Source organism: Planomonospora sp. ID91781 (genome assembly GCF_015711595.1).
GTDB lineage: Bacteria > Actinomycetota > Actinomycetes > Streptosporangiales > Streptosporangiaceae > Planomonospora > Planomonospora parontospora.
Genome location: NZ_JABTEY010000004.1, coordinates 62353 through 75186 on the forward strand (window position 1 = coordinate 62353; position 12834 = coordinate 75186).

Below are 12834 nucleotides of genomic sequence, written 5' to 3' on the forward strand. Positions count from 1 at the left end.
ACCTGCGCGGGCACCGGCAGCAGGGCATGCAGAGGCAAGGCACGGCGGAAGAGAAGGAGAGCGAGAGCGTCCATGGCAGAGCAGCCCCTCCTCAAAGATGTCATCGACATCAAGGAGTCCATCTCCACCTCGGACTTCGTGCTGAGCCTCGCCGAGGCGGTGACGCCGGAGGGAGCCGGGCACGCCCTCAAGGACTACGTCGTCACCGACCGGCTGCTGGAGAACTTCGACGAGGCGCTCGGACTGATCAAGTCCGCTCTCGACGGGCACACCTCCAAGGCCGCCTACCTGCACGGCTCGTTCGGTTCCGGTAAGTCGCACTTCATGGCGGTGCTGTACGCGCTGCTCAGCGGAAACCCGGCGGCCCGCGCACGCGGCGAGTTCGACCCCGTGCTCACCAAGCACGAGTGGCTGGAATCCGAGGGCAAGCGGTTCCTGCTCGTGCCGTACCACATGCTCGGCGCCAAGGCCCTGGAGCAGCGGGTGTTGGGCGGCTACGTCAGCCACGTCAAGAAGCTGCACCCCGAGGCGCCGATCCCGCAGGTGTACCGGACCGACGCGCTGTTCACCGACATCCGGGCGATGCGCGCCCGGATGGGCGACGCGGCGGTCATCAGTGGGCTCGGCTCCGGCGACAGGGCGATGGATGAGGACGACGAGTGGGGCGAGTCGTTCGCCTGGACGCCCGCACTGCTGGACGCGGCTCTGTCCGCCGAGGAGACGCACGATGGCGACACGCCGTTGGACCTGGTGCACCCGAGTACTCCGACCGAGTTGCGGGCCAAGCTCGTGCAGGACGCGAGCACCAACCTGCTGCCCGGGTTCGCGAAGAACGCCGCCGAGGACGAGCACGGGTTCGTCTCCCTGGACGCCGGCCTGTCGGTGATCGCCGAGCACGCCAAATCGCTGGGCTACCACGGTCTGATCCTCTTCATGGACGAGCTGATCCTGTGGCTGGCGACGCTCATCCACGACCAGAAGTTCGTGGCCCGCGAAGCCAGCAAGATCACGAACTTCGTGGAAGGCGGGGACGCCCGGCGGGCCATCCCGATCGTGTCGTTCATCGCCCGCCAGCGGGACCTGCGCGAACTGGTCGGCGAGCAGGTCTCCGGCGCGGCAGAGGCGTCGATCCAGGACACGCTGAACCTCGCCTCGGGGCGGTTCGACAAGATCACGCTGGAGGATCGCAACCTCCCGCAGATCGCGCACGCCCGCCTGCTGAAGGCTAAGCCGGGCCAGGAGGCGCTCATCGACGCGGCGTTCGAGCGGACCAAGAAGGTCGGCCCGCAGGTGTGGGACACGCTGCTCGGCTCCGACAAGGGAACGACCGGGGCGGACGAGGAGTCGTTCCGGCTGACATATCCCTTCTCGCCCGCGTTCATGGACACCCTGGTCCACATCTCCTCGGCGTTGCAGCGCTCCCGCACCGGTCTAAAGCTGATGGGGCAGCTGCTCGCCGCCCACCGCGACAGCCTGCGGCTCGGGGACCTGGTCCCGGTGGGCGACCTGTACCCGGTGATCGCCGACGGAGGCGACAAGCCGTTCGCCGACAGCCTGAAGGTGGTCTTCGAGGCCGCCGACAAGCTGTACAAGACCAAGCTCCGGCCGTACCTGCTGACCTCCTACAACGTCACCGAGGACGACATCGAGCGCTACCTGCACCGGCCGGAGACCGTCACCGACCCCGTTCTGGCCCAGAACTGCAAGTCGTTCATCGGCGACAACCGGCTGATCTGCACGCTGCTGCTCTCAGCGCTCGCACCCAGCGTGCCCGCCCTCGGCGACCTGACGAACCGCCGCCTCGGCGCACTCAACCACGGCTCGGTGACCGCGCCGATCCCGGGCAGCGAGGTCGGCATCATCAAAAGCAAGGTCGCCGAGTGGGCCGCCCGCTTCCCCGAGATCAAGGAGACCGGCGACGGTCCCACCGCGGGCGTGCGGCTGGAGCTGTCCGGCGTCGACGTCGACTCGGTCATCGCCAACGCCGCCGTCAACGACAACCCCGGCAACCGGATGGCGCTCGCCAAGCGGCTGCTCGCCGACGAGCTGGGGGTGGACCGCTCCGACGGCAGGCTCGGCGCCGACGACCTGAACCTCGTGTGGAAGGGCTCCAACCGCTCGGTGGAGGTGGTCTTCGGCAACATCGCCGACGAGGACGACCTGCCCGACCACGAGCTGCAGCCGCAGATCGAGGGCCGGTGGCGGATCGTCGTCGACCTGCCCTTCGACGAGGGCGATTACGGTCCCGTCGACGACGTCAACCGCCTGCACATCTTGCGGGAGCGGCAGCGCGAGCGCTCCCTCACATTCGCGTGGGTGCCCGCACACCTGTCCGCCCAGCGGTTCGCGGACTTCCGCCGGCTTCTGGTCATCGACAAGGCCCTCGCCGACGACCACCGGTTCGCCACGCAGTACGCGGCCCACCTCAACGCCGACAACCGGACCCGGGCCAAGGGACTGCTGGAGACTCAGCGCGTGGCTCTGCTCAAGCAGGTGACGACCGCCTTCAAGCAGGCGTACGGCCTGGCGGACAAGAAGGCGTCCGACGTCGAGCTGGGCTTCGACGACCACCTCGTGGCGCTGCCCGACGTCGGCGGTCTGGCCATCTCCTTCGCCAAGCCGATGCGCGAGGCCATAAGGGACATCGCGGGCAAACTGCTCGCCCACCAGTTCCCCGCGCACCCCGACCTGGATGCGGGCGGCACCGGCGTCGCGGTGAAACCCGCCGACGCCAGGACCATCCTGGCGCACGTCCGGACGGCTGCCGAGGCCCGTGACCGGCGGGTCGAGGTGCCCGAGAAAGACCGCAAGCTGATGCTGCGGGTCGCCGAGCCGCTCGGCCTCGGACAGCAGAAGGAGGCGTACTTCGCGCTGTCGGCCCGCTGGGCCGACCACTTCCGGCGGATGGCCCAAACCGAAGGCGTCACCGGAGACCTGAGCCTGATCACTCTCCTCGGTTGGATGGACAAGCCGGAGCGGCGTGGGCTGGAGCCGTTCCTGGCCAACCTGGTCGTCGCCGCGTTCGCGGAGATGGACGACCGGGTGTGGGTACGCGGCGGGGTCCCGATCGATCCGGCGCCCGAGCTGGCGCAGATCAAGCCGGGCGACGCGCTGCGCAGCCAGCCGCTGCCGAGCGAGGACGACTGGAACGAGGCCCGGCACCGCTACGAGACCATCTTCGGGGCCAAGGCGCCGATGCTGCGGCGCGGACGCATGGTGAACCAGTTCGCCCGGCAGATCATCGAGAGCGCCCGCACCTACCAGGAACCAACCATCGAGCTGGTCCGCCGGCTGGAGGCGCACGCCGTGTTCCTTGCTCTGGATGAGACCGACGAGAAGGGACGCCTCGCGCTCGCCCGGCGCTCGCGTGACCTGCTGAAGGAACTGGTGGCCACCGGAGGAGGTACGGCGGGCGCGAGCGGTGCGAAGAAGACCGTCGAGACGCTGGCCCGCTTCGACCTCGGGCAGGTGAGCGCCGACCGGTACGGGACCTGCGTCAAGCGGGCGCACGACGTCGCTCAGGCGCTGGCCGCGGCGGCCTGGGACACGCTGGAGCTGGCAGAAGGGCAGGGCGCCGAAGGCCAGGCGCTGCTGCAGTCCTTGCGCGGGGTGGCGCAGGCCGACCAGTTGACGGCCGACCTCATCGAGGCCCTGGCCGAGACGCGCCGCGAGGTCACCGCGCTGGTCAAGCGCAACCAGCTTCCGCCCGTTCCCCCGGTCACGCCCCCGACTCCCCCACCGGGCCGAACTGCAGGAGAGGTGGACCTGGACACGTCGTCGAGTCACCCGCGCGTACCCGGAACCACCGGGCAGGACACGGGAACCGGAATCACCTCCGAGACCGAGACCGAGGTCGGCGTCCCCGACCCCGGAGGGGAGCAGCCGGTGCGCAAGAAGCGCACGACGGCGGCCAAGGCGGCCGCCGACCTGCGCGCGGAGCTGGCCGACCTGGCGGCGCGAAACCCCGGCGCCACCATCGAGATCACCTGGCGGGTCGTGGACTGATGAGCACATTAACCACCACGGTGGTCATCGGCGGGAGCGCGGGCGTGATGCGGCTGACCACCGCGACGGTCACCCAGTTCCTGTCCTCCCAGTCCTCGCTGGCCGACTCCCTGACCGGCGACGGGCGGCGACGGGTCGTGCTGCTGCGCTCGATGCCCCAGTGGGACGGGCCCGCGGAGCTGGCCTGGGGAGAGGGGCGGCGGGCCCGGATCGCGGCGGCCCCCTCGCCGCTGGCCGTGCACGAACTGGTGCTCGACCATCTGGCGGAGCAGGCCGCGGGACCGGCGGTGCTGGTAGTGCTGACCGACCGGGAGCAGAGCGAGCTCGATCCGGCGATCCTCGCCCGCACGCACAAGCAGCGCATCGAGACCGTCGACGGCTGGGATGTCGTGCGGGAGGCGTTCGGCGCCGAGCAGGTCGACCCGCGCCTGCGGGCCGACGGCTGGGCCGCTGAGGCGCTCTTGGACGCCACCCCGCCGGGCGGCTGGCCGCCGCTCGCCGGCGGCGTGCTGTCGCGTCGTACCGCGCTGTCGGCGCTCGCGCTGCGCCGTCTGCGGCTCGGCCGCTACGACACCGACCAGACCTCGAGCGCCGGCCGGGCGCAGGACGCCGACAGCCTGGACACGCACGCTCTGCTGCGGTGGTCGCTCACCCCGGGCGGACCGGAGCGGCTGCTGGCGTTGCGCGGCCCGGAACGCGCCGGGCTGGTGGCGTTCCTCGGCGAGGAGGATCAGGCCGGGCTCGCCGGGCGGGCGCTGCTCGCGCTGGCCCAGGCCGAGCATGGCGCGGACGCGGTGCCGTTCGGGCTGGTGTGCGCGGCACTGTGGTCGCATGCCGAGGCCGACGCGCAGACCTACCGGGTGCGGGGGCGGGCCGAGCGGTGGTTCGGGGAGGAGCCGCCCGCGGCCGGTGAAGCCCTGGACGCGCTGGTGGCTGCGTTCGGGCGCTCGTGTGAGGAGTTTGTGACCGCGCTGCTGGAGGCGGGCCGGACCGGCGCAGATGAGGAGACGGCGCGCGAGGCGCGGCGGATCACCGGCACGGTGCTGGACCGGGCCACCTCGCTGGCCCGGCAGTTCGGCGCCGAGACCGCGGTGGAGGCCAGCCCGGTGCTGGCCGCCGGTCTGGAGGCCCGCTTCGCGCGAGCCGGGCGGGCCCTGGCCGGCCACGAGCCGCACACGCTCGCGCAGGCCGTACAGGACGTGGAGGCCCACCGGCTGGCCGCCGACCCGGATGTGCGGGTGCGGATCGAGCGGGCCCGGATGGGGCAGCGGCTCGCCCGCTGGCTCGCCGGCGACCCGGGTGTGGAGGCCGGGACGGTCGCGGCGGCGATCGACCGCCACCTGGCGGAGACGGGCTGGGTGGACCAGGCCCTGGAGCACCTGGAAGCCGGAGGTGATCCTAACCCCGCGCTGAAAGCCGCCTATGACACCCTCGGCGCCCGGGTGCGCGCCCGGCGCCGCGAGATCGACCAGGCCTTCGCGCGGACGCTCGCCACCTGGACGGCCGCGGGCACGGACCCCGGTGTGATGCTGACCGTGGAATCCTTCCTGACGCGGGTCGTGAAACCGGTCGCGGCCACCAAGACCGGACGGCGGATACTGCTGCTGATCCTGGACGGGATGAGCGCGGCGATCGCCACCGAACTGGGCGAGGAACTCCGCCGGCATTGGGCCGAATACGACCCGCTGCCCGACCCAGAGAATCGGCCGCCGCGGCGGCGCGCCATGGCCGCCGCCCTGCCGACCTTGACCGCGATCTCCCGGACGTCACTGCTGGCCGGGAAGCTGATGAAGGGCGCCCAAGCCGACGAAAAACGGCTGTTTCCTGCACACCGGTTCTGGGGCGGGTCCCGGGCCGCCGTCTTCCACAAGGACGACCTGCGGGGCCGAAGCACCGGTGACCCGTTCGGGCCGGAGCTGACCGAGGCGCTGGCCGACGAGCACACCCATGTGGCGGTCGTGCTGAACACCATCGACGACCGGCTCGCCAAGGAGCAGAAGCTCGGCGACGGCGCGTGGCGCCTCGACCAGATCGGCAAGCTACGGGAACTGCTGCAGGCGGCCGCGGCCCAGGGCATGGCCGTGATCCTCACCAGCGACCACGGGCACGTCGTGGACCGCCACGGGGTGAAGATCGACGGCGATGGTGTCGGCTCCGCCCGGCACCGCGCTCCCGGCGGCCCGCTGGGCGAGACCGAGATCACGCTGTCCGGGCCGCGAGTGGTGTGGCCGGAACCGAATGCTGCGATCGTGGCGCTGTGGGACGCCGACTCCCGCTACACCTCGCAGAAGGCCGGCTACCACGGCGGTGCCTCGCTCGCCGAGGTCACCATCCCCGTCCTGGCGTTCCTGCCCTTCGTCGCGGAGCCGCCCAAGGGCTGGCGTGAGCTCGGTGACCAGCGTCCGGCCTGGTGGATCGGAGAGGAGACCGCCCCCCCAGCCACCCCGGCCGCCCCGGCCACCGTGGTGGTCGAGCCGAAGCGGCGCGCCAAGCCGTCGAAGGCGGCGCAGGCGCAGGCCGCGATGAGCGATCCGCTCTTCGACGTCGCGCCGGCCCCCGCAGCCGACGACGTGCTCCTGGCTCCTCGCCTGGCCTCGCCCGACGACGCCCTGGTCGACGCCCTGGTGGCGTCGGAGATCTTCCAGGCGCAGGTGGGGCTGCTGGCCCGCAAGCCTCCCCTGGACAAGGTCGGCAACGCGGTGCGGGCCCTGCTCGACACCGGCGCTCTGCCGGTCACCGCGCTGGCCCAGCGCGTCGGCTACCCGACGGGCCGCGCCGACGGGTTCGCCGCCGTCCTGCGCCAGCTCCTCAACTACGACGGCGTGCAGGTCCTGGAGACCCTCCCGGACGGGCGCACGCTGCGGTTGAACACCGGACTGCTGCGTGACCAGTTCGACCTGGCATGACCCCGGACCCGCCTGATGAGCACGATGGGAGACTGGCAGGCGTGAACACTGCTCGGCCGTCCCGTTCCGCCCAGGTCAGCGCGGTGCGCCGCCGCGCCGTGATCAACGCGCTGCGGCGCGGCGCCGTGCCTGAGAGCGGCCTCGATCTGCTCGCCACCGGCCTGGAGCGGTTCGCATCGGCGCTCGACGCCGAACTGGACGCCGTTGCCTCCGGCGCGTCGGTGTTCAAGGCCGTGCGGGGCGAGTACGGGTCCGGCAAGACGTTCTTCACCCGGTGGCTGGGCGAGCGGGCCAAGCGGCGGAACTTCGCCGTCGCCGAGATCCAGGTCTCGGAGACCGAGACGCCCCTGCACCGGCTGGAGACCGTCTACCGGCGGCTGACCGAACGGCTCACCACCGCCAGCTTCCCGCCGAGCGCGCTGAGGTCGGTGGTGGACGCGTGGTTCTACGCGCTGGAGGAGGACGCCCTGGCCGCCGGAGCCGGCGAGGACAAGCTCGGCGCTGAGGTGAACAAGCTGCTGGCCGACCGGCTCACCGAGGTGTCGCGGCACGCGCCGTCGTTCGCGACCGCGCTGCGCGGCTACCGGGCCGCGCTCACCGCCGGGGACGAGGCGACCGCCGCCGCGGTGCTGTCCTGGCTCGGCGGGCAGCCGCACGTCGCCGCCGCCGCGCGCCGGTTCGCGGGCGTGCGCGGCGACCTCGACCACTTCGGGGCGCTCGGCTTCCTGCAAGGCCTGCTGACCGTGCTGCGCGACTCCGGGCACCCCGGGCTCCTCATCGTGCTCGACGAGGTCGAGACCCTGCAGCGGGTACGCGCCGACGCGCGCGACAAGGCGCTCAACGCGCTGCGCCAACTCATCGACGAGGTGCACTCGGGCCGCTTCCCCGGCCTGTACCTGGTGATCACCGGGACGCCGGCGTTCTACGACGGCCAGCAGGGGGTGCAGCGCCTGGCGCCGCTGGCCCAGCGGCTGGCGACCGACTTCACCACCGACCCGCGCTTCGACAACCCGCGCGCGGTGCAGCTGCGGCTGCCCGGCTTCACCCTGGAATCACTGGTGGACCTCGGGGCGGCCGTCCGCGACCTGTATGCCGCCGGAGCCGACGCCCCCGGCAGGATCAAGGACCTGGCCGACGACGCGTACATCGCCGACCTGGCGCGGGCAGTCGGCGGGGCACTCGGCGGCAAGGTCGGCGTGGCTCCCCGCCTGTTTTTGAAGAAGCTCGTCGGCGACGTGCTCGACCGCATCGACCAGTTCGACGACTTCGACCCCCGGCGGCACTACACGCTGACCGTGCAGAGCAGCGAACTCACCGACACCGAACGCAACCATGCCGCCTCGGCCGACGACGTCGACCTGGACCTGTGATGGCGTCCGGCGGCGGGCCCGGTGACGTGCTGGACCGGCTCGACCCGGTCGTGCTGCACCACATCGTCAACAGCCTCGGCTGGCCCGACCTGCGCCCGCTGCAGCGGGAGGCGATCGGGCCGCTGATGGACGGCCAGGACGCGATCCTGCTCGCCCCGACCGCGGGCGGCAAGACCGAGGCGGCCTGCTTTCCGCTGCTGTCGGCGATGGCGCAACAGCAGTGGACCGGCACGTCGGTGCTCTACCTGTGCCCGCTCAAGGCGCTGCTCAACAACCTCCTGCCGCGGATCGACTCCTACGCCCAGTGGCTCGGGCGGCGGACCGCGCTCTGGCACGGCGATGTGCGCGAGTCGCAGCGGCGCCGGATCCGCACCGACCCGCCCGACATCCTGCTCACCACGCCCGAGTCGCTCGAGGCGATGCTGATCGGCGTGAAGACCGACCACGCGCACCTGCTCGGCCGCATCCGGGCGGTGGTCGTCGATGAGGTGCACGCCTTCGCGGGCGACGACCGGGGTTGGCACCTGCTGGCCGTACTGGAACGGCTGGAGCGCGTGACCGGGCATGCCATCCAACGGATCGGCCTGTCGGCGACCGTGGGCAACCCGGAGCAGCTGCTCGAGTGGCTGCAGGGCGCCGGCGCCGGGAAGCGGACCGGGCAGGTGGTGGCGCCCGACCTCCCGCGTGCGGTCACAGGCAACCCCCGCCCGCAGACGTCCGGCTCGGCCGGCTCCCGACCGGCCGGAGACGTCGAACTCGACTACGTCGGTTCGCTGGACAACGCCGCCAAACTGATCGCCGCCCTGCACCAGGGCGAGAAACGGCTGGTGTTCTGCGACTCGCGGCGGCAGGTGGAGCAGCTGGGCGCGGCCCTGCGCGCCCGGCAGGTGAACGTCTTCCTGTCCCACGCCTCGCTCTCCGCCGACGAACGCGCCCGCTCGGAGCAGGCCTTCGCCGAGGCCCGCGACTGCGTCATCGTCTCCACCTCCACGCTCGAACTCGGCATCGACGTCGGCGACCTGGACCGGGTGATCCAGATCGACGCACCCGGCACCGTCGCCTCCTTCCTGCAGCGCCTCGGCCGCACCGGACGGCGGACCGGCACCGTGCGCAACTGCCTGTTCCTCGCGACCAAGGAGGAGACCCTGCTCCAGGCCGCGGGCCTGCTCCTGCTGTGGGGACGCGGCTGGGTCGAACCGGTGACCGCACCCCCGCAACCGCGTCACCTGGTGGCGCAGCAACTGCTCGCCGTCACCCTCCAGCAGCACCGGATCGGCGACCGGGTATGGCCCGAGGAGTGGAACGGCCTGGAGCCCTTCGACCGCTCAGCGGCCCCCATCCTGCGGCACATGATCGCGGAGGGATTCCTCGACGAGGACGGCGGAATGCTGTTCATCGGCCCCGAGGCCGAACGGCGCTTCGGCCGGCGCCACTTCATCGAGTTGACCGCCTCCTTCACCGCGCCGCCGCAGTTCACCGTGCTGGCCGGACGCCAGGAGATCGGGCGGACCGACCCCTCGGTGCTGACCGAGGAACGACCAGGTCCTCGCCTGCTGCTGCTCGGCGGCCGGAGCTGGCGGGTGACCTTCATCGACTGGACACGTAAGCGGGCCTTCGTCGAACCGGCCAGCAGCGGCGGCGTCGCCAAGTGGACGAGCGGCGGCGTCTCCGGGCTCTCCTACGACCTGGCGCGGGCCATGCGGGAGGTCCTGCTCGGCGCCGACCCGCCGGTGTCGCTGACCCGCCGCGCCCAGGCGTGTCTCGCCGGCTGGCGCGAGGAGGAGGCCCCCGGCATCGTGCATCCCGGCGGGACACTGGTCACCCGGGCGGGGGATGACGTGCGGTGGTGGACCTGGGCCGGCTACCGCGCGAACGCGACGCTCGCCGCCACGCTGCCGTCGATCGCCGACCCGGTCCAGCGGCCGACGGACTTCTCCGTCCGGCTGCGCGAGGACCTGACCCCCGCCGCCTGGCAGGAGGCCCGCAGCAGGGCGGGCGACGGCGAGTTGCTGGTGCTGCCGGACGTCGACCGCCGCGCCGTCAGCGGGTTGAAGTTCTCCGCCGTCCTGCCGGAACGGCTGGCGGTGGCAACCGTCGCGGCCCGGATGGCCGACTTCGACGGAGCCCGTGCTGCGCTGACCGAGCCGGTCCGCCTACAGTTCGCTGCTAATTTCTAGGACTGTGGTGACTATCCCTGATCCACTGCCTGAACTCATCGAGTCGGGCACGTTCGGCGCCGTATTCGTCTCCGGGTAGCCTTTCGAGAAGATTTTCCAGTGAGTCACAGAGCCGTCTCACATAACTGACCCTGGCCTTGCCGCCTTTCATTTCCTCCTGTATCAGCGATATATAATATCCGATTCTATTTCTACCGAATCTATAGGAAGGCACAGGCCTTTCAGGTGCAGCGGTCGCGGCTCTCGGTGTGACCGCAGAGATCATGTCCTGCCTGATCGCTTGCCGAAGCTCTCTCAGCCGCTCCTGGCGACTCCCTGTTTCCTCTATCGGGATTATCTTGAACAAGCCGAGCGCCTTGCCGTAAAGACCCCGCACTTTGCTAAAATTCATGGCGGCGACTTCCCTAAATGCGTGATCGAGTGTTCGATCCAGCGCCTCGGCGACTTCACTGGGCTTTAATTTTTCCTCTCTTGCTTTCTTTTCAGGCTTGCGCTGATTCTCCAGCAATTCGCTTGCGAGCTTCTGGTGACCGTCGCTCAGATTCTCCATGATCGAGAATGCTTCTTCATAAAGATGAGCCAGCGTGTTGACGTCCTTCCTTTTTCTTGCTTCTACAATTTCTTCGATTGCTTTTTCCATTCGCTCCCAGGCCTGTGACTCTGTCCTGCTGGACGTCTCCGGATTGTGAGTGGCCTGAGTGCTCTCAGATGCGGAGGCCCTCGGCTCGGGGTCTGCTGGGGCTGTCGGGACAATCCCTTCGACGTACAGCGTCCATGAGATGTCTGAGGCGCCCTGCTGGAGTTCGGCGGTGAGAAGCGCGGAACCGACGATGCGGTGTTCGGTGCCCAGGGCCGACTCCCCCTGCGGATCCGAGACCACCACTCGGGCCGAAGTCGTCGGCAAGGAGAAGCCGGCACAACTGAGGTCGGCCTCAAACTCTTGGAGGGAATCGTTCTTGGCTGACCTGGGGGTCACCGTGAGCAGGCTGCCGTGCACCGGGAAACCGACAGGTCCGTCAGGCTTGGCCGTGGTGTGCGGAGAGGAGGCGGGTAGCGCGGGGGTGGAGGGCGGGACGGCGGTCGCTCGAGGCTTGCGGAACTCCGTCAATTGAGGAGTCCAGATGTGCCCCCGGGAATCAACCTCGCATTCAGACAGGTCCGCCCAGACCGGAATCCGTCCGCCGATCTTCGTGCCGATCCTTACGACGCGCCTGTGACCCACGGATTCGCAGCCCACCACCAAGGCGTAGCCTTCGCGCTTGGTCATATGGCGGACCATCGGGACGTTGGGCGCGAAAAGCCAGTCGACGGCTCGGTGAGATCGCCTGAGGGCTGCGTCCAGTTTCGGCCACTTCTTGTCCGAATCGTTTGCGATGTCGTTCCTCAGCGAGACCGCGATCAGTCCGCCTTCTGCTGTCTCGATCGTCAGGCCGGTGCAGGATCCTCCTTCACGGGGAACCGTGCCCTCAAAGGAAACATTTTTGACTGTGCGACCGAATTGCTTCAACCAGGACGTGAGCTCTCGCCGGATGTAGAGGTGGTCGGCGCTCCGCTCGTCCGTGCTGGAACGACGGCAGCTCACCGCCTTTTCGCTGTTGTCGGGATGATGTGCGAAGTGCGGAACCCGGACGGGTCCGATCCGCGTATAGAGCTCTTTCCCGCACCCGCCCAGCCATTCGCCGCAAAAGAACCGCTTTCCTCTATAATTTTTACGGAGCAGCTCGGCGTCGATTCGTTCGGTCGGCATCACGATCGGCTCGTGCGAAAGAGGGGATCCGAGGACGGCGGTCTGGACTTTCCGGGTGTCCTGCATGGAGAACTCTCAGTGGGCTGTAGGGATTTCAGCGTGTTGCAGATGGAAGATTGCGGCGTATGTGGATGTTCATCGACCTGTCGATCTTCGATAGGCGGGTTGATGGGCGATAGTCAGGATAACCACCGGTCGAGGAAGGCGCCGTCACTGCCGAGGCTGCCCCCGACCACGGTGAATCCGAAATCGCGGAGCGCCTGCTCGATCTCCGCCTGCCGCTCGATGGGGTAGAGGTGCTCGGCAGGCCAGTAGTCGAGGCCGAACCCGTTGTCCGGCACGCCGAAACGTTCGGCGATCTCCATGGGCATCCACTCGTCGGTGACCAGGTGCAGCGGGAGCCGGTGCTCGTTGTACTGGTACTCATGCCAAGCCTCTTCGCTCATCTCGAGGTCGGCGAGCTCCTCCTCGGACGGGGTCGGCGGCTGGTCGAGCAGGGTGTCCTGCCACTGCTGGAGAACAGCGAACACCACATTGCCGTAACTCCCGTCGATGATCATCGTGGCGGCCGGCCATACGGTGAGGATGCCGGCGGCGGTCTTACGTGCCTGTCCGGTCAGCTCGGGCAC

At 69.8% G+C, this 12834-nt stretch carries 6 protein-coding genes; 4 read left to right on the forward strand and 2 right to left on the reverse strand.

Translation table 11 applies throughout. The features are described from left to right. Positions 1 to 72 precede the first annotated feature (72 nt). The 4 genes from HS048_RS34225 to HS048_RS34240 are packed head-to-tail and all read left to right on the forward strand — an operon-like array spanning position 73 to position 10458. Entirely contained in the window at positions 73 to 4005 is a 3933-nt protein-coding gene (locus HS048_RS34225) for a hypothetical protein (protein WP_196470002.1), read from the forward strand. After that, positions 4005 to 6911: a BREX-2 system phosphatase PglZ gene (gene pglZ, locus HS048_RS34230; protein WP_196470003.1), complete on the forward strand. Its 2907-nt coding sequence runs from the start codon at positions 4005 to 4007 to the stop codon at positions 6909 to 6911. The genes HS048_RS34225 and pglZ overlap by 1 nt, the downstream gene beginning before the upstream one ends. A 41-nt stretch (positions 6912 to 6952) precedes the next feature. After that, positions 6953 to 8281 (forward strand): BREX system ATP-binding protein BrxD, encoded by a 1329-nt coding sequence (gene brxD / locus HS048_RS34235; protein WP_307832746.1) that lies wholly within the window; start codon positions 6953 to 6955, stop codon positions 8279 to 8281. After that, entirely contained in the window at positions 8281 to 10458 is a 2178-nt protein-coding gene (locus HS048_RS34240) for a DEAD/DEAH box helicase (RefSeq protein ID WP_196470005.1), read from the forward strand. The genes brxD and HS048_RS34240 overlap by 1 nt, the downstream gene beginning before the upstream one ends. On the opposite strand, the gene HS048_RS34245 is transcribed toward HS048_RS34240, so the two are convergent. Both HS048_RS34245 and HS048_RS34250 read right to left on the reverse strand, forming a co-directional pair. After that, entirely contained in the window at positions 10448 to 12271 is a 1824-nt protein-coding gene (locus HS048_RS34245; protein WP_196470006.1) for a competence protein CoiA family protein, read from the reverse strand. The two genes, HS048_RS34240 and HS048_RS34245, sit on opposite strands and share 11 nt — an antisense overlap. A 113-nt stretch (positions 12272 to 12384) precedes the next feature. Further along, positions 12385 to 12834, reverse strand: coding sequence for a hypothetical protein (locus tag HS048_RS34250; RefSeq protein WP_196470007.1), 450 nt, complete (start codon positions 12832 to 12834; stop codon positions 12385 to 12387).

Coding starts and splice junctions, on each gene's coding strand:
- pglZ (WP_196470003.1), top strand. CDS start 4,005: ATGAGCACATTAACCACCACGGTGGTCATCGGCGGGAGCGCGGGCGTG.
- HS048_RS34225 (WP_196470002.1), top strand. CDS start 73: ATGGCAGAGCAGCCCCTCCTCAAAGATGTCATCGACATCAAGGAGTCC.
- HS048_RS34245 (WP_196470006.1), bottom strand. CDS start 12,271: ATGCAGGACACCCGGAAAGTCCAGACCGCCGTCCTCGGATCCCCTCTT.
- HS048_RS34240 (WP_196470005.1), top strand. CDS start 8,281: ATGGCGTCCGGCGGCGGGCCCGGTGACGTGCTGGACCGGCTCGACCCG.